The sequence below is a fragment of the Paenibacillus sp. Soil750 genome, from assembly GCF_001428045.1.
Taxonomy (GTDB): domain Bacteria; phylum Bacillota; class Bacilli; order Paenibacillales; family NBRC-103111; genus Paenibacillus_E; species Paenibacillus_E allorhizoplanae.
In genome coordinates this window covers 156,887-177,492 of sequence record NZ_LMSD01000034.1, presented here as the reverse complement: position 1 = coordinate 177,492, position 20,606 = coordinate 156,887, and the positions used below count along the sequence as shown (strand labels likewise).

Below are 20,606 nucleotides of genomic sequence, written 5' to 3'. Positions count from 1 at the left end.
TGTGCTCGTTGCATCGCCTAGGTTAGGAACTGAATATCATGGGTGAGGTCGTCAACCGCTGCAAATTTCAACAGTTTAGCCCCCTCTACTACTAATTCATCTTGTTCCTGAGAAGATAAACTCCTGAAGGGTTCAATGGTGAGTGTCGCTGTTCCGCTCTCCCGCTTGATATTCCATATTCCTCTAACAAAGCCGTCAACAAGGATAACTGACCGAATGATGCCGTTCTTGGTGAATACCCGATTTCGATAAGTGTCATCTATAATCCGTGAGCGGTCTGCATGTGACAAGAGGATATTATCAAACTCGCCCAAAAATCGTGGTGGAGCTGCAATGGCAGGGTCGGGTCTCGGTGCATCTGGCAGGTCGAACAATTCATTCCCCTGCTCATCACGAAAGCAGATGAGATCAGGACGAAGTTTCTCGAGTACCTCACGCAACCTGGTTAGACCCGACCATGCCTGCATGTCCTTGACTGAAGCTGGGCCAAAGGCGGACAAGTAGCGTTGGATCATTATTTCCAGCTTCGGTACGGAAGAGAGGGACGATCCCAGCCAGAGTTCTGCAGATGTATGCAATGCTTGGCCACTTAGACCCCAGAGTCCGCGAGGTGGCACTTGAACAAGTGGCACCAACGTCCGAATGGCAGCTGCGAGAGCATCCGGATCTCGGTCCGGCCATTCTTCACGTAGCCGCTTGCCTATTTCGCTGAATGTCATTGGCTTCGCTTCAACCAATGCTCGGCCTGCGGCGGCTAGCGCTTGTGCGTCTAAACCAGCGAGACTCTTGCCATAGGTACCAGTAAAAGCTCGGTCGTGGACACCTTGTACCAATGGTCGCAACTCCAAACAATCACGAGCTGACACTAAGTGAATTGTAGAGCGCATCATCGCGATGCGCACCGCCTTCCTTTCTTCAATAAGTTGACTCAGTTCTTCCTGTCGAAATTCTTCAAGCCGTGCCCACAAAGCATAGTATGGAGGATTGGGGGCTTGAGCCTGCAAACCAACTAAATGCTCAATGGCTTCAAACGCTGGCAGTTTGACTCTCCTAAGCAGCAATTGTCTCTCGAGCAAAGCGCGGTTCAAAGCGCGTCTTCCAAGAACTGAAGCAGTTTCGAGGTTAGTTGCCGTATTGGCTGGCTTCTTCTTACCTGTATCCACGCACACGCCTCCTATATAAATATCAAAAAATAGTAGGTACCATCCCACCATCCATACGAATCGGAGAACCTTTAAATGCGGAAGCATATGGGCTGCATAGGAAGGCAGCTAGTCTTCCGATTTCAATAGGATTGATAAATCGTTGGATTTCAGATTGAGGTAAGATTGTAGACATCAATTGTTTCTCTTTTTCTGAAAAAGTCATATCTTCACTAGGATACATACCTTCAATGATTTGTTGCACATTTTCAGAGAGTGTTGGGCCTGGCATGATTGAATTGACAGTAACTTCTGCCCCTCTAGTTAATTTAGATAGGCTTTTGGACAATGATAATAGCATTGATTTCGTCATACAATACTGTGGCATTTGACCTGAAGGCATCAGTGCTTCTTCACTTGCGATAAAGATAATGCGCCCAAAATCATTTTTCAGCATGTTAGGTAAGTAAAATTTAGATAATCCATTTGCAGCTAGAACATTGGTACGGAAGTACTTTTCCCATATTTCATCATCAATGTCCTCATATTGCATCATTTCATAAATCCCCATATTGTTCACTAAAATATCTATGTCAGGGTATTTTTTAAATAGCGCCTCTCTTTGCATACGATCCACAATATCAGCAGTCGCATTTTGAGGTGAGGTAGCTGGGAAATTCGACTTCATTTCTTGAACAATCCGCTCTACCTCTTCAAAATTCCGTCCATTAATGAGGACATTGACCCCTTCTTTGGCAAGTTCAATCGCAATAGCTTTACCTATCCCCTTCGTAGATCCTGTAACTAAAGCTGTTTTATTGGTTAATCCCATATCCATTATGCTTGTCTCCTTTTTATATCAAAATACTGTACCCGGATAGGGATTATATTACTTGGTTTGAATTGTTCCGTAACTAGCCTATGGCGCCAAAGTTCTTGCATAACACGCCAAATAATCAAAGCTGTACAAATTAGTTCTTTGTAGCAAAGGTTTCGTTGGCCGCACGCCAATTGGAAGGCGTATCGCCTTCCCACAAGCGGAAGGCACGGTAGAATGAGTTCTGGTCTTCATATCCAATCAAGAAAGCCACTTCTTTAATTTCGAACGTGGGGTCTGCCAAGTACTCCCTTGCCTGTTCATGTCTAACTTGAGTCAACAGTTGCTGGAAGCTCGTGTTCTCATCTGTAAGCTGACGCTGCAATGTGCGCTCACTCATACCCAACTCCTTTGCGACCGCATGAATGTCGGGGCGTCCTCCGGTAAGGCTGCGTTTCAAGATCCATTTGACCATCTCAGTAACAGATCGTCTACGCTGTTGCTCATCCAAGGTTTGGTCCAGAACAGGAGTGAGCATCTCTAGCAATTCTTCGTTGTACGAAACAAAGGGGTGCTCCAAATCTCTTCGATCCAATGTCAAACGGTTACTTTGTGCAGCAACCCCGACGCGGCAGCCAAAGTAAGCTTCAAGTGCTTGTACATCGCCCATGGGCTGTGAAAATTCAACGAATCTCGCCGTTAAAGGCTTGCCTGTGCCTCGTCGTCCGAGTTCCAGCAGGTATGCCAGTGTGATACCAACCAGCATAGGTGGACCGGTTTGCTCTGAAGTCACCCAATTCAGTTCGATTACACAGCTCTCACCCTCCTCGGTGATATGTAAGCTTTCCGGCGGGCACATTCGCTTATAACGAACCATTCGGTTTAGTGCATCACGATAGTCACGAGCATGGTAAGTCGCTAAGACAGACGGTGGGTACTTGGCTGTTTCAAAGGCGGTCACCAGCTTGATAATTCCTTGGGCATTGTCACCTATGAGATCGGAATAAGCCTGCCATATCGCGAAATATTGGGTAGTGGTGACTCCTGTTTCAGTCATAATGGTGAGCGGCAAACGTGCTTGACGAGCTATATCGTGGGGAGAAATCCCCAATTGACGTAATCCTGCCCAGAATCCTAGCGGGATTTTAATTCGGTCTGAGGTAAGATGCTTCATACATTGGAGCCTCCTTCATTTTACATTAGTTTAACACATTGCCTTTGAAAGTTACCTGCCTCATCATCCTTCTAATCCGCCGCTTGCACTTCTACCTGCAATCCCCTATACTTTTCTACCAATCACTCATTTTTCCAACTAAGGAGCAATACCTATGTCATTATCACCAAGAGACGTCGTTCAACGTTTTTTTCAACTAGTCCGTTCTGGCAAGCAGCCCGATGCAGCCCATGATTACATGGCCGAACAGGTTCTAGCTCATCAAATGACAGCTGAAAATGAAACAACAGTACATCGGACGCCGACGAATTACGCTGATCATGTTCGCGAAATGCTTGACGCTTATGGCACTTTTCAATTAGAAGTTCAGGAGCTCCTCGCCCAGGATGATCGTGTCTATGTTCGCTGGAAACAAACGGGTACACATATTGGAGAAGTTGATGGCTTCCCACCTACCGGGAAACCGATTGTCGAAATCGCTAGCGCTGTTTATCGTGTGAAGGATGCAAAAATCGTAGAATACTGGATTCAAATCGATCGTGAAGGCATTCGTGCGCAACTCGAACGGAACGCGAAGTAACAACTAGCGAACTCACAATGTGACATTTCCAACCATCACCAAAAAAGCTGTTCCCCATAAGCCATCAGGCCGATAAGGAACAGCTTATTTCACTTCGCGATCCAACTATCTAACCTTGCAACAATATCCCTCATTACCTCATCGCGATTAATTTCATTCAACATTTCGTGCCTGCCACCTGGATATAGCTTATAGCTGATATCTTGTATCCCCAGCTTCTCATAGGTCTTAATTAAACTGCGTACGCCCTTTCCTTGCCCGCCAACTGGATCATCCTCACCTGAGAAAATATAAATTGGAATCTCCTTGCGAATACGAGCCAAATGCTGGGGGGTATGTATTTCCATTAATCCTTTGAAGAAATCCCTGAAGTATCCCGATGTGAAAATCCCACCGCAGTAAGGATCATTGATATATGCATCAACCTCACGTTCATCCCGACTCAACCAATCAAACGCCGTACGATTCGGCTTGAACTTCGTATTAAACGATCCGAAAGAGAGTGCGGTCAACAGGACACTCCTAAAATGATCTCCTCGAATTGCTGCTTCCAGCGTCGCTATCCCAATTCCAACTTGTAGGACTGGGCCTTCTTTTCCATTCGAACCGGACAATAGAATCCCTTGAACATGAGTCGGGTATCGCTTCAAATAAGATCCCATGTAATACTGCGTTAAAAATGAACCCATACTATGCCCTAACATAAATAAGGGTAGATTGGACTCTGCATAACGCGTACGAATTTGTGAAGTAATTTGTCCCATTGCATCAGCCATGGCATGAAAGCCATCCTTGCCAAACTTACCCACGGCTTCCAGAGAACCCGCTGTTCGGCCATGTCCCAAGTGATCATTTGCATAGACGGCGTATCCGTTCTTAGTCAGAACATCAGCTAATCGCTCATATCTGGCTGCTGTTTCTGCCATCCCGTGTGCAATCTGCACAATCCCCTTGAATCCCACGTCTTCCGAAGGCAGCCACTCGTACACATAGTGTTTGATTCCCTGCGTATCTTCCCAAATAAAGTGACCTTTACGCATAAGATTCTCCTTCCAAATCTCGCTTCTACTCCTCATTAGTATACGTCTTCTGACGAATGAAAACAGCCCCCATTCCACAAGGCATGGGGGCTGATGATAAATGATAAGTCCAATGATGAATCTAAACTTTACTCTTTTGTTTGTTCGTCGATTTCACCGCTTGTAAAGTGGCTTGCGCTTGTGGCGCAGCCGCGGTCTCAAATCTTTTTCTTTCTGTTTTATCAATCTGTGTAATCTTGCCATCATGAACCACAATTTGTACAGAACCATATTCTAGTCCATCTAAAATTTGCTTAATTCGCTCAACCCAAATTTCGTCTAATTCCAGTGGTTTCGCCATCGTCATGCCTCCATGTCATTTAAATTGTCCAATCATTCCACTCTTTGTTGCGTTTATACGTATAGTTTAGCCAATCTCCCGTTTTCTCCAGCAATTCAGTCGTTGATGGTGTCGTCGAGTACGTATGATTTGCTTGATACACGAGCTCCAGGTCACATTGACCTTCTTTGCGCAGCCAGAACATCTTCTGATATAACGGTGCATAATCGACAGGAATGGTTTCATCTGCTGTTCCATGAAGAACAAATACATCGCCAGTAAATTTACGTAATTGTTCAAACGGTTGATGCTGCGACAAAGATTCGAAGAATCGACTTGTTAGTTTATAACCATGATGATCGATCGAACCACCTAGTGGGAGTTTCTCGTATTCGTTTTTGCCGACGATTCGCATAATATCGTTGTGTGGATGGGCAACAGCCGACCAAAGGACAAGGGTTTTCACGCGATGATCCTTCGCTGCTGTTAAGACTGCAGCGGCACCGCCTAAGCTATGTCCAAGGAGAATAACTCTACTCAGATCCACACAATCAATGGAAACACCATAATCAATCACTCGTCGGGTCTGTTCAATAAGTACATCTAGTCCACCTGCGCCGTAATCCCCTGTACTCTCGCCACAGCCACCATAATCAAAACGAAGTACAAAATAACCTTGTGCGCTAAAAGAACGAGCTGCCTTTACAAAAAGCCGGTCAACACCGATTCGACTCCCGATAAATCCGTGACAAATGATGATCAAGGGCCAACGCTGACAATCGGCTTGAACCGCTGTGGTTTGTTGTGTAGGGTAATGTAATGTTGCGGCTAATTCGACATCGTCGCTTTGAATCGTGATGGCATGCTCCATGCTGGTAACTCCCTTTCATTACTCATATTAATCTTATCTTTTTACTCGGAATTAAAATGTAAACCAATCTTAGCATGTGATGGTACTGGTGTCAATGAGTGTTTTACTTAATTATCCAAACATTTTTCATAAAAATTGTTAAAGATTTTTCTTTCAATGTATGTTCCTATTTTAAAAATGCATTTCTACTATTATAGGAAAAAATAAATACTTAACATCACGTATTTACCCCAAAATTACTTATTGACAGAATAATCCTGGCGCTGTTATAGTCATTTTAATAAAACCAAGTAAGTTGGTATGCTTTATGAGAATAGGTGGTGCTCCATGCGTAACAAGGTTTTTAAAGCGACGGTTCGATCCGTGCTTATAGGCTACTTAATTGTGCTTCTTCTTATCCCCATTGCCACCATCTACGTCAAAGGATTTTCATTAGGCTGGGAACCTTTTTGGAAAGAAGTCACAGGACCTTTAGCATGGAAATCAATTGTATTAACAGTTAAGTTAAGTATTGTTGCAACGGTCATTCAAGCAGTGGTAGGAACGATAATCGCTTATGTGCTAGTCCGATATCAATTCCGAGGACAGAGCATTCTGAACAGCATGGTCGATCTTCCATTTTCACTTCCCACTTCCGTTGCAGGCTTAATGTTCCTCACCCTACTAGGACCACAAAGTCCACTAGGAGCTTGGCTAGACTCGGTAGGAATCAAACTGCTTTACAATCAAACAGCAATTGTTATTGGTCTAGTCTTTGTCACTTTCCCATTCGTAGTACGTACGGTTCAACCACTATTGGAGCAAATTGATCCAGCAGAAGAACAAGCGAGTTTCACTCTTGGTGCAAACAGATTCTATACGTTTTACCGTATCGTATTGCCAGCACTGTTACCTGGCACGATTGCTGGTAGTATGCTCGCTTTCTCCCGATCACTTGCAGAGTTTGGTGCCATCTCCTTGATCTCCGGTAACTTACCCGGTAAAACGATGGTCGCCTCCGTCTATATATATGGTGAAACACAGAACTACAATCCTGAAGGTGCAGCTGCTATCTCACTTGTGCTCCTGACACTCTCCGTCCTGATTTTATGGGGAATCCACTTGTGGACTCGCGGAAAGGGGCGGCTAGCATGAGAAAGTTACTGATCGGCATTTCTTTTTTGGTCATATTCCTACTAATCATATTGCCATTCTTAGGGATTACCTTTGGCGCATTTGAAGATGGCCCTGGTGCATTCTTTGATGCACTTGTTCGTCCAGAAGCTCTGCACGCATTGAAGATTTCATTCATTATCGTAAGCATCGTTACCGTGCTCAATGCCATTATTGGAATTTATATTTCCTTAGAAATTGTTAGAGGTTCATGGATTTCACGTTGGTTGAAACCGATCATTAATGCTCTAATCGACCTACCTTTTGCGGTATCACCTGTCATTGTAGGTTTAATGGTGATCTTGATTTTCGGACCCAACACGGCACTAGGTACATTCCTCGAAGATCATAATATGAAAATCGTTTATGCGATTCCCGGGATGGTTATTGCAACCATGTTTATTACCTTCCCCCTAATGGTTCGTGAAGTTGTTCCCTTATTAGAAGAGATTGGGACACAATCCGAAGAAGCTTCAGCAACCTTAGGTGCTGGACCCATACGTACATTCTTCCAAGTAACGTGGCCGAGTATTCGTTGGGGCGTCGTGTATGGCCTGATTTTAACGATAGCTCGATCACTTGGTGAATTCGGCTCCATTCTAGTTGTCTCAGGGAACATCATTAATCAAACACAAACTGCAACGACACTCGTCTATCAAGACGCTGAACAATTCCAGCTCGTAGCAGCCAATAGCGTGGCCTTCGTATTAGGTCTCATCTCCATTACGATTTTATTATCGCTAGAGTGGTTGAAACGAAGAAGCGAAGCAACAAGAAACCATGGAGGAGGATCCCCACATGCACATTGAAGTAACCAACCTGAATAAACATTTCGGCGACTTTCATGCGATCAAAGATGTTAATTTCAAAATAAAAGAAGGGAATCTTGTCGGTTTGATTGGACCGAGCGGCGGTGGTAAAACCTCCATCCTTCGGATGCTCTCCGGACTCGAAAGCCCGACTAGCGGTGATATTTATTTCGATGGCAAGCTAGCCACTCACCTTCCTGTTCAAGAAAGAGGCATAGGCTTCGTTTTTCAAAGTTATGCGCTATTTAAACATATGACGGTGTTTGACAACGTCGCATATGGGCTGAAGGTGCTCAAAAAATCGAAAGCTGAGATTTATGATCGCGTAACCTATCTGGTCAACTTAATGGGACTCGCAGGCCATGAGCGAAAATATCCGCACCAACTGTCTGGTGGACAACGCCAGCGGGTAGCTTTCGCTAGAGCGCTAGCTCCTGAACCACGGCTGCTTCTACTCGACGAACCTTTCGCCGCGATCGATGCCAAAATTCGTAAAGAGCTTCGCGTCTGGCTGCGAAATTTAATCAACGAGTTCAAAGTAACGACCCTTTTCGTAACGCATGATCAAGATGAGGCGATTGAGGTTGCCGATGAAATCATCTTGGTCCAAGGCGGTAAAATCGAACAACAAGGAAGCCCATGGGAAATTTATACGAAGCCTGCCTCATCGTTCGCAGCTTCTTTCATTGGTGAATCCAATGTCCTTCCCTCCTATTCACCACTTGTTGGATTCCCTACACTTGCAGATCTTCAACAAGATGGCAAATGGCTTCCACATGTGAATGTACTTATACGTCCTGAGAACATCGAGGTTCGTCCACACAATGTAAGTCACCTGGCTACAGCTGGTGAAAAAGGCAAAGTAACGCATGTTCACTTCCGCGGGGATTCCTGGTATCTAGAAGTGGATACAGGTCATATCAAGTTTTTCGCCTATCAGCCCGTGAAAGAACGCATTTATCAAGTTGGCGATGAAGTTAATATTCTTATCCACCAGATTTCCGTATTTACCCAAACAGGTACAACCTGGATTGATAATCAGGCCAAACAAGATCCACAGCCTGTCTTCATATAACCAATACCAAATAAGCTTTAGAAAAGAAGGGGAGTTGTTAACCATGAAAAATTTCAAAACGCTTGGCCTAGTTACAGCAGCTTTATTCACAGCAAGTATTGCTCTTACAGCTTGCGGATCCGGCTCAACGAAGACTGCTAGCACAAGTGCTCCATCTGCTGCTGCAACGACAGCTGCAACAACTGCGGCTAGTACAACACCGAAAGCTGACGGCGGAAAAGTAACGATTACGGTCGGTGCTTACTCCATTTTGAAAGATTCCTTTGATGTGATCCTGCCTAAATTCAAAGAAGAATATAAGAAGAAGACAGGTACAACGGTTGAATTCCAAGAATCCTATGTTGCCTCCGGTTCCCAAGCTACAGCTATCATTCAAGGATTCGAAGCGGACATCGCTCCTCTCTCACTTGAAGGCGATATTCAAAAAATCGTTGAAAAAGGTCTAATTACACATGACTGGAAAAAAACGCCACAAAAAGGTTTCGTAACAACTTCTATCGCCGCTATTGGTGTGCGTGAAGGGAATCCGAAAGGCATTAAGGATTGGTCTGATCTGACAAAGCCAGGCGTTGAAGTCCTCATTCCGAACCCAAGCACTTCTGGTGGTGCTAAATGGGATATCAATGCTGTCTACGGTGCTGGACTCAAAATTTCCGAAGCTGCTGGTAAGCAAGACCCTGCTGTAGCCAAAGATCTTGTAGCTAAAATATACAAAAACATTAAAGTCCTCGATAAGAGCGGCGCCGATTCCCTAGCGACCTTCGATAAAGGTGTAGGCGATGCGATTATTACGTATGAGAATGAACTTGTCGCTCGTATTCAAACTGGCAAGAAATATGTTGAAGTTATTCCACAATACACGACTTCCATTGAAAATCCAGTTGCTATTATTGATAAATATGTCGATAAGCATGGTAATCGTGCAGCTGTTCAAGCGTTCTATGACTATTTGTTCTCTGTTGATGCTCAGAAAGTATTCGCTGACAAAGGCTTCCGTTCTGTTCTTCCAGAAGTCGCTAAGCAATATGAGAAAAACTACACAACGCCTCCAGGCCTATTCAATATCGAATACCTAGGTGGTTGGGACAAAGTGAACAAAGATCTTTACGGTAAAGGCGCTATTTGGGAAACCATCCTTGCCGAAGGCGGAGCGAAATAAACAAATTGCAAAAAGAACCCCCAGAGGCTAAAGCTTCCGGGGGTTTGGCTATTTCATGCACCTTTAACTTGCTTTGGATATTTGATACGCTTCAATTCCGCGACAATGATGATCGTAATAATGACCAACATAAACCAAGAACTAATTTTACCCCAATGAACAATCCGCCAAGAAATTTCTTGATCTGGATAGCGCCAAGCACCAAGAAAGGTTGAAATATTTTCAGCCAGCCAAATAAAAAAAGCAACTAACATGAAGGAAAGGATCGTATGCATGCGATAGGTTTCGGTGGTGACTGTGAACCGAATATGTGACTTAAAAAACAAGATTACAATCAAGGCAATGAGAATCCACCTAATATCATACATAAAATGATGGGTAAAAAAATTAGCATATATAGCTATCGATACCAGGATCGCCATGTATTTGCTAGGCCAATTAACAAGATGAAGATCAAAACGTTTCCACGCCTGACACACATAACTCGATACACTTGCATACATAAAACCGCTGTACAGCGGGACTCCGGCTATTTTCGTCAAGCCTTCCTCTGGATAGGACCACGATCCCATGTGTACTTTATACAACTCCAGCCCAAGTCCGATAATGTGAAATACTGTGATAACCTTCAGCTCATCTACACTCTCTATCTTCGTCCATACCAATACTAATTGCGCGAGAATACACACAAGTAAAATGAAATCATAGCGATGTATGAATGGCAGGGATACTGCTTTGGACACAGCCAATGTCAAAAAGATGATAACAGGAAAAATGCAGCATAAGGCCTGTTTCCAACCAAAAACGAGAAAATCTTTCACATATTCTCTCTTCATTCGTTCTCCTGAGTTCCATTAGATTTCATATACTTAACCTCTGCGTGATTCACATTAACTAGCTCTTCATCAACAATTGAATCATCATGTTTATTTACTTTTTGTCGCCATATTTCGTTGCCTCTGTACCACTTATTTGAAGTTTCGTAGAAAGAATGATTCTTCTCTTTCACTCGATAATCATAAGTCAATTCCGTATCACAGCTTATCGAGCCTTCTAAATACGCTTCCGTGACCTCCAGATGAAATTGAAACCGATTCTCGGTAGGATTATAAAATTGCAAATCTACGTAATTATAAAATACACTCGTTCCCGTACCAAAGGGGATTACTCTGCGGTCGTCTGGGAATAGATCAAAGCTGTGATGGTGCCTTTCTTTAATCACAAGCGGCGTATGTAATGCAAGCCAATATAACATATTCGCTAACTGACACAAACCACCTCCTGTACCTACACGTACTTCGCCATGTGATAGCATGAGACCCTCGATGTACCCCTTTTCTTTACTAGTCCTACCAATTAGCTTCCAAAAGGAAAACGTTTCACCAGGATGTATCACTATCCCATCCACTTCTCTAAGTGCAATTTTCAAATTTACAATCTTATTTTCTTGTAAAATGGGATCCGTATTGCCGAGCACTCGCCGTAATATAGATTTGTGCTTCTTCACTGTGTAAGTATATGGCTGAGTATTTTTATTATAAGCATATTTGATTAGCGGATTTAAATTGATGATACGTCGTTGTAACATCAGCTGCTGGATGCGTAGCCTATATAAGAAAGGAAATCGTTTGCCTATTCGTTGTTTCATGTCAACAAGTCCCACTGATTTTTCATCCTTATCTGTAAAATAAAATGGAGGCAGTCAATCCTCACTTCATTTGACTCCTTTACCATTCAAAAAGTTGTGAGATCGTCACTTTTTCCAAAGAAAAAAGCAGTTCCCTCATTGGGAACTGCTTGCTGTATCAGGTAAACGTATAGCTTATAGACGTGCTTCCTTACGAAGCTTTCGCGCTGTAAACCGTGCTTCCGCGGATTCGAACAGCTTTTTTTCTTCATCCGTCTCTGCAATAATGCCTGGGACTGGACACGGCTGCCCCGCGTCATCTAAGGCGACAAACGTCAGAAACGATGTGGCTGTATGTTTTTTTTCACCAGTCAGAAGATTCTCAGACTCAATTTTCACATAAACTTCCATCGAACTCCGATGCGTCCACGTAACAAATGCTTCCAACTGAATCGCTTCACCTAGCTTTACCGGTGCGAAAAAATCCAAGCTATCACTCGAAGCTGTTACCACACTCTTACGACAATGGCGCATGGAGGCAATCGTCGCAACTTTATCAATATATTGCATCACGCGACCGCCAAACACTGTGTTATGGTAGTTCGTGTCCGCTGGCAAAATAATTTCTGTCAACACGGTTCGAGACAGTCTTGCTGCTTTAGGTTCCATAGTGCTTGCCTCCGGATGATGACTTCAGACATGGTATAGCGTACTTCAGTCATTCAGTTTAGTTGTAATTCAATATGAGCTTTCCAGCTGCTTCTTTAGCTAATCTGCGTGCTTCTTCCACTGTTTCCCCAGAACTCAGAGCAACAGCCATACGGCGACCTACTTTGGTCTCTGGCTTGCCAAATACTCTTACTTGCGTATTCGGGACGGATAACGCCTCGTCAATGCCGCTAATGGTATATTCTACTTGCTCGCGATCGGCTTTCAGCGTGTAGCTGGCACCTGGCGTCAATAAGCGAACGCCTGTTATCGGGAATCCAAGAATCGCTCTCGCATGCAACGCGAACTCACTAAGATCTTGCGTAGCCATCGTAACCATCCCTGTATCATGCGGACGCGGGGACACTTCACTGAAGTATACGCCATCTGCAGTTAGGAATAATTCAACGCCATATAGACCGTGACCACCAAGTGCATCGGTAATCGTTTTTGCCATTTGCTGTGCATCCACAATTTGCTGCTCAGACATCGTATGCGGCTGCCAAGATTCGATGTAATCACCGTCTTTTTGAATGTGACCAATTGGCTCACAGTACGTTGTTCCTGAAACTGAACGAACCGTCAACAACGTAATTTCGGATTCAAAATGGATAAATTCTTCGACGATCACACGTGCGTTTTTGGCACGTCCGCCTTCCATTGCAATGTTCCATGAAGCTTCTACACCTTCAGGTGTACGGCAAACACTTTGCCCTTTTCCAGAGGAGCTCATGATTGGCTTGATCACACAAGGTGTCCCGATTACGGCAACTGCTGCGTGCAATTCTTCAAGGCTATTAGCAAACTCATATTTGGCCGTGCGTAGTCCCAGTGTTTCAGAAGCAAGTCGACGAATCCCTTCTCTATCCATTGTTAAACGGGATGCTGTCGCCGTTGGGATAACACGGTAGCCTTCTTTTTCAAGTTCTACAAGAACAGACGTTGCGATTGCTTCAATTTCCGGCACGATGAGATCCGGGCGTTCTTTCTCGATAACCGCACGAAGCTGCTCGCCATCCAACATTGAAATAACGTGGCTGCGATGCGCAACTTGCATGGCAGGAGCGTTCGCATAACGATCCACGGCAATCGTCTCAATACCGAGTCGCTGTGCTTCAATAATAACTTCTTTACCTAGCTCACCAGAGCCAAGCAGCATAATTTTCTTGGATTTGTTGGATAATGGTGCTCCGTACATGAGATGAAATGCCCCCTAAATGAAAGATGAGTTCAAGCTATGAATGATGATTACGTATGTGATTCATCCGAATAATGTCGGAGTTTGGCGAATTTTACCTAGATTGACCCTGATCTATTGTACTGGATTTTGAGGTTAAAAGATAGATGAGATCTTCAGATTACGCTGTTGGAAGTTACACTAACCGTCACTTTGCCTGCGGCTCAACAGGGGGGAAAATATAAAAATATGTAAAAATATTTCTAATTTGCGTCATTGAGATAGTTTCAAGCGAGTAATGGATTTTCTCCAGTTAATTTTAGGATTTAAGAGATACATCTAGAAAACCAAAAAAAATAACTGGAGTTTATGTAGGTTATTACAAGCAAATGAACTGATCATGACTGGATCGATTTCAGCAATAGTTTACGTAAAATAGGCACAAGCTGTTCATGTAATCCTTCCACATTGGGAACAACGATACTGCTTCGCCCATACATATTACGCATCGCGTTCCGCTGAGTTTCATGCACGTTGCCATTTGCTAGAAAAACGCTGATCACCTCGATACCCATGCGTCTAGCTTGCAGAACTGCTTCATGTGTATCCAAGATGCCGACATCGTTGTAGTTGGCTGCCGAAGGCTCCCCATCTGAGAACACGAGGAGGATGCGCTGCCGCTCTGTGCGCCGCAGCAGCCGCTTCATCATCTCGCGTATTGCGAAGCCATCGCGATTGTCCTGCTGCGGCTCCAGCTGCATCAGAGCCGCTCCACTCCCGGACGCGAGGCAGGAGCCGAAGTCCACCGCAACCTGGAACAGGTTCGGTGCCTCCTGCTCGGTTACGCGGTCCGCATCCTCCCAGAATCCCACAATTTCGTGGGGGATTCTGAGGTTTCGGAGGGTCTCGTGGAATAGCACGAGACCGAGTTTGGTTTCGTCCATTTTGTCATACATGGACGCTGAGCAGTCGACGAGCAGCGCGAACGCCGCGTCGAGCTGGGGTACCGGCGCGCGCTTCTTATAGAAGAGGCGCGGCAGCTCTTGTGTGACGGCTCGCGTTAGCCGCTTATCGAGCCGCCCGAACAGCCGATCGCCGCGCGGGGCGATCCGCCTCTGCTCCAGCGTGCGCCGTATTGCACGCTGCAAGGGCTTCGCAAGCGGCGCTGCGCGCTCGCTCAGGCGCCTGAACCCGTCCTCCTGCGCAGCAGTAGGACGTTCAGGCAAGAGCCAGGTCGCCGTCGCATACGCGGCGACCTCGCCCTCTCCGTGCCCCGCGGCAGCGGGCACGGAAGGCCCTTGGCGCCGCTCAACGGCGGCGCCGGTGCGCTGGGCGCGCTGCGAGCGCCCCTGGGTGATGGCGAGCGCCTGGTCGGCGGCATCGCCCTCACGGGGCGCAGAGCCCTGCGCGGCGGTACGAGCGCCGCGCTCCAGCTCGAAACGCAGCAGCCCTGGGCTGCGGTCGCTGCTCTCACGATGCCAAGTCGGCATCCGCTCTTGGCCCGGCAGTTGACGCTCCCCCTCTTGATCGGGGAGCACATCATCGTTAGCGAGCCGTTTCGCGCGCCTCAACTCGCCTTTATAGTCCGCAGGGAGGGGATCTGCACTCCCGCTTCCCTGCTGTGTCCAGAAGTACGCAGACACAGCATCACGCTCCAACAACGGGGACATCTTCTCCAGTATGTCTTCACACAAAACCGCAACTTGAGCCGTATGCGCCGCTTCCTCTACTTGCTCTAGCATTGCATAGAGTCCACCTAAACGGCCCGTTAACTCGCTGCCAATCGCAGAAGAGAACGACTCACCTTGCCATGACTTTCCAGTAAACCAACCATACACGATCAACAGTAACGCATCTGCCAACTCACCTTTGCTAACATGCGTTCGGAGCTTATGCCCGAAATATCCGCCTAAGATCTGATGCCGATGTGCAAATACAGCTCCCATTCCAGAACGTTGGCTGCGGCAAATTCGCTCCAAGCGCATATCCTCACATAGTGCAAATAAGCTATTCGCTAGCTTCGGAAACCTGACACTTGAACAGTAATGGAGGTAGGTAGTCACTGCCTCTTTTCCTGTAAACCAAGCGCTGCCAAGGCAACGCAGATATACATCGCTTTTCATACCCGCTGTTTTATCACGAAGCGGATAGTCCCACCAAAACTGACTAACCGTCATTTGCAAAGCAGTTTCATCATAATGAGCGTGATATCCAGCCTCAACTTCCAGCTTTTCACGTTTCGTAAATAAACGAGCCAAATCCACCAACTGCATGTGGAGCAGCGCATCGATTTTATCATCCAATCGGCTAAGGCTTCCTACGAACATGGTTTTACAGTAACGTTTCAGCCGTATTCATCACAGCTGCACGTTCCCTTTCATCCTCTAGCTTATCCGCAATCGCCCGCGTAACTGCCCGCATAGGTGGTATATACGCCGCCAAATCACACGCATCTAACAAGGCCCTAATCGAACCGGCTTCATCGGGCAGTTGCCCCATTTCAATCAGGGAAAGTAAATCAGCAGATAGTTGTACGAAAGTACGTATCAACTTTTCATCACGCAACACGGAACGGCTTTTTAACAACTGAAACAATAATTCTCCTTGTAAATAAGGCACTTCCACAGTGACAAAACGATTTTTCAGCGCTTCATTTAACGGAACAGTACCAATGTAGCCTTCATTAATCGCTGCGACAACTCTGAAATTCGGATGCGCAATAATTACTTCGCCTGTGAATGGGTTTGTTATTGATCTGCGGTGATCCAGCACGCCATTGATAAGAGGCAGTGTTTCTGGTTTGGCCATATTAATCTCATCAATGTAGAGCAAGTGTCCTTTGGTCATCGCTTTCATAATTGGACCAGGGATAAACATAATTTGACTGCGGCCTTGCTCATCATGTGTTAGTGTTTTGAAGCCAAGTAACGCCTCCGCATCCAAATCCGTGGAACAATTCACGCTGTGCATAGGCTGATGAAAGATAGCGGATACGTGCTCTGCAAGTTTCGTTTTGCCAGACCCTGTCGGCCCCTTTAAGAGTACATTTTTGCCTAGAAAAAGTGACAAAATCGCATCTGTGAGCAGCTCTTCTGTGGGAGCTTCATATGCTGCAATTCCGATTAGCTTACTGTCCTCGGCGGAATGAAGGATTTGCTTTTGCTCCTCCAATCGCGCTCGAACCTCTGGTGGTAAACCATCTATTTTCAAAAAATCTGTCATCATCGCGTTGGTAATCCTCTCCTGATTGCATTATTCTCTAACTATTATCAGGAAAGCGCGAATTGTCAAGCTTCATCAGGTTAACCAAGGCTCCTCAATGACGGAATGGGCATAGAAAGCCATGGCTTCACCACAAGAAGGGCAGCTTGGTTTAGACCCAAATTCGTTATATACCTGCGCCAAGCTGTAGGCCGTTTCATAATTAATTGCAATCATCACGTCTTCCTTGTGGACATATTCACATATTTTCGAGCTGCAATAGGCGCGAACTTTGTATTTATTACTCATTTGGGACTATTGAACGTATATTGCACCATGGTATTAAACTCGTGCAAGTACATATCCATGCGTTTATTTTTTCGTTGCTGCATGTCGTAGTACATCATTCGGTTTACGAACAAAGCATTTGACGAAATGAAAATATGCGAATCAGGATAAATACGCGTCAAAACATGACGAATCACATTGAGGCTGTCACTAGGTAAAGGCTTCGCAGATACCCAATCCATATGAGCGCCCATGCCTGAACCGAATAATCCAGCTTCCGTCGCTGAATCGTTATACTTGCTTAATCGCTTAACTTGATCATTCATACCTGGATCTTGGAACTCTCCCATATCAACAGCTACGTAGATATTCGTATCCGTCATTGCGATTGAAGTAGTACCTAAACGAGCCTCTTGCATCACTTGATCAGCTACTTCGCGGTTCATGGAAAGATAGGTATTGTGATGTGGATTCTCTTCCTCTATTCGTGATTGATCTACTTTTTTGGCAGGTGCTATTCCCTTCAAATGGTCGCGATGCTTCGCATCTCCAGAATCGGATAGTCCTACACTCTGAATAGAAAGCGATGCCTGTTCTATTTTGTTTGAGTGAGTTGCTGAACACCCCGTCAAGCCGACGAAGGCAGCCGTCATGATGACTGACATTTTCACAGCTTTCATCGTCATTCCCCCCTATTTCTCTGTATATATTACTTGCTTGGGAGCCCATCTGCTTCCTTGGTATACGCAATTAGCGCAATTTCGTACCCTAATTCTTCTTTCATGCGAGTTTCTAGATTGCGAAGATCTTGCATTAATTCCTCATGAATACCTAAATTTGCAAAATGATACGATTCCATTTCCATGTTTATATGCCCCCTTTCTTAATTTTAAATTGACACTAGTTTTAATATGGTCTATTTCCCTTATTTTTACTAAACGTCTCGGTGAAAATATGACAGTTCATCTTCTGACACCCCTAGCTTGATATAGCAAATGGGAATCTGCACTTATTTACATGAGTTATGTACTTCGTGGTAACGCCTGATATATCTGTTTTATTTTCGCAGTTCGATGAAATGTGGATGGTTAAGTAAATCACAAAAAAACCTCCGTCGCCACCACTCAAGTTTGAGCGGTGGCGACGGAGGTTCATTTCACTTTACATCTAATCTTCTTTCTTCCGAGTCTCATCCATATCTTCCAACAGCTTACGTACGGCTTCCGGGTCTACATTTCCTTGATCATGAAAAGCTCGAAGCTTCTGAAGGAGCTCTGCCGCTATGGCCTCATCCTCGGATTGTTCTGCTTCGTGGGAAGGATCAAACCAGATGTAGAAGCCTTCTGGCCCATTTCTCAAAAAGGAAGCATTCCAATGCTCAGGATAGGCATACCCCTGCTCGCCAAAAATCATACCTAGCACATCATCATTCTCTATTGGCATTAAGTAATGAAAGGACTCTGGCTCTCCCGTATTGGTGAAATCTCGGTGCATGTAGGCATAATGCAAGTAATGTTCACCAGTCTCTGAATCCTTCGATATTTCATACAGATCTAACTCCGTTTGCAACAATTCCTTGACGGAAATAATACGGGTCGCAATCGTTTCAGCTGAAATTTTCTGTTGCTGTGTTAAAGATGCTTCCATTTGACTCTCCTCCTATCCCCAAACAATTACTATGCAGCTGAATTGGACTACGAATCTGATCTTCGTGTGGATTCCACTAAAGTATCACGCAAAGAGCGTTTCGGCAGCTTCCATTTGTAGTTAACTGAGAACATGCGCAAAATGATGATAAGTGCAAAAAGAATGGCTAACTGCCATGTGCCCTGTGACCAACCAAGCCCAACTAAAGCGCCCGCAAGCATACCCCAGACCGCATAAATTTCATCTTTGAGCACCAACGGTTTACGACCTGCCAGCACATCACGGACCATACCTCCGCCAATCCCCGTGAGTACCGCGGCAACAATGATGGCACTTAATGGATGGCCCATATTCGTTGCATAGAGCGCCCCTTGGATAGCGAATGCTGCTAAGCCAATTGCATCGAAGAAGGCTTCCCAAGTTTTCCACATTCGAATATATTTCACAGGCATCAGGAAGACAACTGTCATTGCAAATAATGCGATTTGAAAATACATCCCTTGCTCCCACAGAAGTACAATCGGTTTTCCGATGAGCATATTGCGGATGATTCCGCCACCAAATGCTGTAACAAGCCCAAGTACATACACACCTAAGATATCATATTCCTCTTCCATCGCCACAATCGCACCACTAACTGCGAAGGCGATCGTCCCGATGATACTAAATAACTCCCAGTTCACTTGCTTGCAGCCCCTGTCTACTCGATGTCCCAGTTCAATTTCACTTCATCGCCCGTTTGCGACGAACGGTAAATCGCATCTAGGATCAAATTATTCGTGTAACCTGTCATGACAGAAGTAATCGGCTGAGAACCACTCGAAATACTGGACAAGAAATGCTGCACCATTCGTGCACGCGGATCATCATTCGCTGCAGGCGGCGAAAGCTCCGTTTCCACGATTCGATCGAATTTTTCAGCAAAAAGCTTTCCTTTTGCACCTTTCAAATAGGCACCGCCTTCAGAACCAAGCAGCTGCACGACTGGCAAGTTATCCGTCTCCAGTAGGCCTGCCCAGCTGACATCCAAGGAAAGAGTTGCCCCATTTTCAAATTTAATCAAGGCTGTTGCTAAATCCTCGACATCAAATTTCCCTTCCCAATTTGGGGCTCCCCATGTGCCAATCCCTTGCTTGCGCGGTCCGAACTCTGCATAGGTTGATCCATAAACGGAAACCGGCTTTGGATTCCCCATTAAATACAGCGTTAGATCTAACATATGTACACCAAGATCGATTAAGGGACCTCCGCCTGATTTATCCATTTGGGTGAACCATGTTCCCCAGCCTGGAATACCCTTACGTCTCAAATAGCTCGCTTTCGCATGATAAATGTGACCAAGCGCACCTTTTTCCACTTGCTCCTTCACAGCTATGGACGAAGCTTCCCAACGCATTTGGTGCGGAATCATGAGAATCTTGCCCGATTTGCGCTCTGCTTCAACAATTTGACGAGCTGATGCTAAATCGATCGCCATCGGCTTTTCCAGCATGACATGCTTGCCAGCCTCTAACGCCTTTACCGCAATTGGTGCATGCCACTCATTCGAAACAGCAATGACAACGGCATCAATCGTAGGATCCGCTAACAATTTATCTGAATTTGCATATACCTGTTCAATGTTATGATCTTTCGCTCTCATTTCAGCAAGCGGCAAATAGACATCTGTCACACCTGCTAGCTGCGCCCATGGTATCGTTTTAAACGTCTCCATGTGTACATTTCCGATATTTCCGGCGCCAATAATCCCAATGCGAGTTGGTTTTGTTTCTGTCATTTCTGTGACCCTCCAGAACCTGTTAGAATACAATCTTATCTAT

23 protein-coding genes are annotated in these 20,606 nt (G+C 45.3%); 5 read left to right on the top strand and 18 right to left on the bottom strand.

Annotated elements, in window-relative coordinates:
- Positions 1 to 17 precede the first annotated feature (17 nt).
- The 3 genes from ASL11_RS25360 to ASL11_RS25350 form a co-directional block, all read right to left on the bottom strand.
- Positions 18 to 1,163 (bottom strand): winged helix DNA-binding domain-containing protein, encoded by a 1,146-nt coding sequence (locus ASL11_RS25360; RefSeq protein ID WP_056621081.1) that lies wholly within the window; start codon positions 1,161 to 1,163, stop codon positions 18 to 20.
- Positions 1,164 to 1,185: 22 nt separating this feature from the next.
- Positions 1,186 to 1,980, bottom strand: a complete 795-nt coding sequence (locus ASL11_RS25355; RefSeq protein ID WP_056621079.1) for an SDR family NAD(P)-dependent oxidoreductase — start codon at positions 1,978 to 1,980, stop codon at positions 1,186 to 1,188.
- A 133-nt stretch (positions 1,981 to 2,113) separates the two neighbouring features.
- The gene (locus tag ASL11_RS25350) at positions 2,114 to 3,133 is read right to left on the bottom strand and encodes a helix-turn-helix transcriptional regulator (protein WP_056621077.1); all 1,020 of its coding nucleotides are present in this window, start codon (positions 3,131 to 3,133) and stop codon (positions 2,114 to 2,116) included.
- 154 nt (positions 3,134 to 3,287) lie between these two features.
- Between ASL11_RS25350 and ASL11_RS25345 the strand changes: the two genes are divergently transcribed.
- On the top strand, positions 3,288 to 3,713 hold the full coding sequence (locus tag ASL11_RS25345) for an ester cyclase (protein ID WP_056621076.1): 426 nt from the start codon (positions 3,288 to 3,290) through the stop codon (positions 3,711 to 3,713).
- A gap of 89 nt (positions 3,714 to 3,802) precedes the next feature.
- On the opposite strand, the gene ASL11_RS25340 is transcribed toward ASL11_RS25345, so the two are convergent.
- The 3 genes from ASL11_RS25340 to ASL11_RS25330 form a co-directional block, all read right to left on the bottom strand.
- On the bottom strand, positions 3,803 to 4,753 hold the full coding sequence (locus ASL11_RS25340; protein WP_056621074.1) for an alpha/beta hydrolase: 951 nt from the start codon (positions 4,751 to 4,753) through the stop codon (positions 3,803 to 3,805).
- Between the two features lie 121 nt (positions 4,754 to 4,874).
- Entirely contained in the window at positions 4,875 to 5,093 is a 219-nt protein-coding gene (locus ASL11_RS25335) for a YezD family protein (protein WP_056621072.1), read from the bottom strand.
- Between the two features lie 19 nt (positions 5,094 to 5,112).
- A complete protein-coding gene (locus ASL11_RS25330; RefSeq protein WP_056621070.1) occupies positions 5,113 to 5,943 on the bottom strand; it encodes an alpha/beta hydrolase family protein in 831 nt (276 codons plus the stop codon).
- A gap of 327 nt (positions 5,944 to 6,270) precedes the next feature.
- Between ASL11_RS25330 and cysT the strand changes: the two genes are divergently transcribed.
- From cysT to ASL11_RS25310, 4 genes are read left to right on the top strand one after another with little or no spacing between them, the layout of a single operon-like run.
- The gene (gene cysT, locus ASL11_RS25325) at positions 6,271 to 7,077 is read left to right on the top strand and encodes a sulfate ABC transporter permease subunit CysT (RefSeq protein WP_056621069.1); all 807 of its coding nucleotides are present in this window, start codon (positions 6,271 to 6,273) and stop codon (positions 7,075 to 7,077) included.
- On the top strand, positions 7,074 to 7,904 hold the full coding sequence (locus ASL11_RS25320) for a sulfate ABC transporter permease subunit (RefSeq protein WP_056621067.1): 831 nt from the start codon (positions 7,074 to 7,076) through the stop codon (positions 7,902 to 7,904). Before cysT ends, ASL11_RS25320 begins: the two co-directional genes overlap by 4 nt.
- Complete coding sequence (locus ASL11_RS25315) at positions 7,894 to 8,979, top strand: ABC transporter ATP-binding protein (protein WP_056621065.1); 1,086 nt, start codon at positions 7,894 to 7,896, stop codon at positions 8,977 to 8,979. Before ASL11_RS25320 ends, ASL11_RS25315 begins: the two co-directional genes overlap by 11 nt.
- 43 nt (positions 8,980 to 9,022) lie before the next feature.
- A complete protein-coding gene (locus ASL11_RS25310) occupies positions 9,023 to 10,138 on the top strand; it encodes a sulfate ABC transporter substrate-binding protein (protein WP_056621063.1) in 1,116 nt (371 codons plus the stop codon).
- 53 nt (positions 10,139 to 10,191) lie between these two features.
- Here the strand turns inward: ASL11_RS25310 and ASL11_RS25305 are convergent, their stop codons facing one another.
- The 12 genes from ASL11_RS25305 to ASL11_RS25260 all read right to left on the bottom strand — a co-directional run bounded on the left by ASL11_RS25305 (position 10,192) and on the right by ASL11_RS25260 (position 20,563).
- Positions 10,192 to 10,974 (bottom strand): DUF817 domain-containing protein, encoded by a 783-nt coding sequence (locus ASL11_RS25305; protein WP_056621060.1) that lies wholly within the window; start codon positions 10,972 to 10,974, stop codon positions 10,192 to 10,194.
- Positions 10,971 to 11,786 carry a VanW family protein gene (locus tag ASL11_RS25300; RefSeq protein WP_056621839.1) on the bottom strand — a complete coding sequence of 272 codons (816 nt, stop codon included), beginning with the start codon at positions 11,784 to 11,786 and terminating at the stop codon, positions 10,971 to 10,973. Before ASL11_RS25300 ends, ASL11_RS25305 begins: the two co-directional genes overlap by 4 nt.
- 174 nt (positions 11,787 to 11,960) lie before the next feature.
- Entirely contained in the window at positions 11,961 to 12,434 is a 474-nt protein-coding gene (locus ASL11_RS25295; protein ID WP_056621059.1) for an acyl-CoA thioesterase, read from the bottom strand.
- Between the two features lie 58 nt (positions 12,435 to 12,492).
- Complete coding sequence (gene purT, locus ASL11_RS25290) at positions 12,493 to 13,671, bottom strand: formate-dependent phosphoribosylglycinamide formyltransferase (protein ID WP_056621057.1); 1,179 nt, start codon at positions 13,669 to 13,671, stop codon at positions 12,493 to 12,495.
- Between the two features lie 377 nt (positions 13,672 to 14,048).
- Positions 14,049 to 15,953, bottom strand: coding sequence for a nitric oxide reductase activation protein NorD (locus ASL11_RS25285; RefSeq protein ID WP_235550579.1), 1,905 nt, complete (start codon positions 15,951 to 15,953; stop codon positions 14,049 to 14,051).
- Between the two features lie 28 nt (positions 15,954 to 15,981).
- Positions 15,982 to 16,875 carry an ATP-binding protein gene (locus ASL11_RS25280; RefSeq protein ID WP_235550578.1) on the bottom strand — a complete coding sequence of 298 codons (894 nt, stop codon included), beginning with the start codon at positions 16,873 to 16,875 and terminating at the stop codon, positions 15,982 to 15,984.
- A gap of 72 nt (positions 16,876 to 16,947) precedes the next feature.
- Complete coding sequence (locus ASL11_RS36735) at positions 16,948 to 17,088, bottom strand: hypothetical protein (RefSeq protein ID WP_157257048.1); 141 nt, start codon at positions 17,086 to 17,088, stop codon at positions 16,948 to 16,950.
- A gap of 68 nt (positions 17,089 to 17,156) precedes the next feature.
- Positions 17,157 to 17,819, bottom strand: coding sequence for a hypothetical protein (locus tag ASL11_RS25275; protein ID WP_056621052.1), 663 nt, complete (start codon positions 17,817 to 17,819; stop codon positions 17,157 to 17,159).
- A 29-nt stretch (positions 17,820 to 17,848) separates the two neighbouring features.
- Positions 17,849 to 18,004, bottom strand: a complete 156-nt coding sequence (locus ASL11_RS36730; protein ID WP_157257047.1) for a hypothetical protein — start codon at positions 18,002 to 18,004, stop codon at positions 17,849 to 17,851.
- A gap of 302 nt (positions 18,005 to 18,306) precedes the next feature.
- Positions 18,307 to 18,786, bottom strand: a complete 480-nt coding sequence (locus ASL11_RS25270) for a hypothetical protein (RefSeq protein ID WP_056621050.1) — start codon at positions 18,784 to 18,786, stop codon at positions 18,307 to 18,309.
- Positions 18,787 to 18,833: 47 nt separating this feature from the next.
- Positions 18,834 to 19,469, bottom strand: a complete 636-nt coding sequence (locus tag ASL11_RS25265) for a trimeric intracellular cation channel family protein (RefSeq protein ID WP_082595807.1) — start codon at positions 19,467 to 19,469, stop codon at positions 18,834 to 18,836.
- 17 nt (positions 19,470 to 19,486) lie between these two features.
- Positions 19,487 to 20,563, bottom strand: a complete 1,077-nt coding sequence (locus ASL11_RS25260) for a Gfo/Idh/MocA family protein (protein ID WP_056621046.1) — start codon at positions 20,561 to 20,563, stop codon at positions 19,487 to 19,489.
- Positions 20,564 to 20,606: the final 43 nt, after the last annotated feature.

Bases quoted from the DNA above. Each gene is read 5' to 3' on its own strand.
- ASL11_RS25355 (WP_056621079.1), bottom strand. From the start codon at position 1,980: ATGGATATGGGATTAACCAATAAAACAGCTTTAGTTACAGGATCTACG.
- ASL11_RS25350 (WP_056621077.1), bottom strand. From the start codon at position 3,133: ATGAAGCATCTTACCTCAGACCGAATTAAAATCCCGCTAGGATTCTGG.
- ASL11_RS25345 (WP_056621076.1), top strand. From the start codon at position 3,288: ATGTCATTATCACCAAGAGACGTCGTTCAACGTTTTTTTCAACTAGTC.
- ASL11_RS25340 (WP_056621074.1), bottom strand. From the start codon at position 4,753: ATGCGTAAAGGTCACTTTATTTGGGAAGATACGCAGGGAATCAAACAC.
- ASL11_RS25335 (WP_056621072.1), bottom strand. From the start codon at position 5,093: ATGGCGAAACCACTGGAATTAGACGAAATTTGGGTTGAGCGAATTAAG.
- ASL11_RS25330 (WP_056621070.1), bottom strand. From the start codon at position 5,943: ATGGAGCATGCCATCACGATTCAAAGCGACGATGTCGAATTAGCCGCA.
- cysT (WP_056621069.1), top strand. From the start codon at position 6,271: ATGCGTAACAAGGTTTTTAAAGCGACGGTTCGATCCGTGCTTATAGGC.
- ASL11_RS25320 (WP_056621067.1), top strand. From the start codon at position 7,074: ATGAGAAAGTTACTGATCGGCATTTCTTTTTTGGTCATATTCCTACTA.
- ASL11_RS25315 (WP_056621065.1), top strand. From the start codon at position 7,894: ATGCACATTGAAGTAACCAACCTGAATAAACATTTCGGCGACTTTCAT.
- ASL11_RS25310 (WP_056621063.1), top strand. From the start codon at position 9,023: ATGAAAAATTTCAAAACGCTTGGCCTAGTTACAGCAGCTTTATTCACA.
- ASL11_RS25305 (WP_056621060.1), bottom strand. From the start codon at position 10,974: ATGAAGAGAGAATATGTGAAAGATTTTCTCGTTTTTGGTTGGAAACAG.
- ASL11_RS25300 (WP_056621839.1), bottom strand. From the start codon at position 11,786: ATGAAACAACGAATAGGCAAACGATTTCCTTTCTTATATAGGCTACGC.
- ASL11_RS25295 (WP_056621059.1), bottom strand. From the start codon at position 12,434: ATGGAACCTAAAGCAGCAAGACTGTCTCGAACCGTGTTGACAGAAATT.
- purT (WP_056621057.1), bottom strand. From the start codon at position 13,671: ATGTACGGAGCACCATTATCCAACAAATCCAAGAAAATTATGCTGCTT.
- ASL11_RS25280 (WP_235550578.1), bottom strand. From the start codon at position 16,875: ATGATGACAGATTTTTTGAAAATAGATGGTTTACCACCAGAGGTTCGA.
- ASL11_RS36735 (WP_157257048.1), bottom strand. From the start codon at position 17,088: ATGATTGCAATTAATTATGAAACGGCCTACAGCTTGGCGCAGGTATAT.
- ASL11_RS25275 (WP_056621052.1), bottom strand. From the start codon at position 17,819: ATGAAAGCTGTGAAAATGTCAGTCATCATGACGGCTGCCTTCGTCGGC.
- ASL11_RS36730 (WP_157257047.1), bottom strand. From the start codon at position 18,004: ATGGAAATGGAATCGTATCATTTTGCAAATTTAGGTATTCATGAGGAA.
- ASL11_RS25270 (WP_056621050.1), bottom strand. From the start codon at position 18,786: ATGGAAGCATCTTTAACACAGCAACAGAAAATTTCAGCTGAAACGATT.
- ASL11_RS25260 (WP_056621046.1), bottom strand. From the start codon at position 20,563: ATGACAGAAACAAAACCAACTCGCATTGGGATTATTGGCGCCGGAAAT.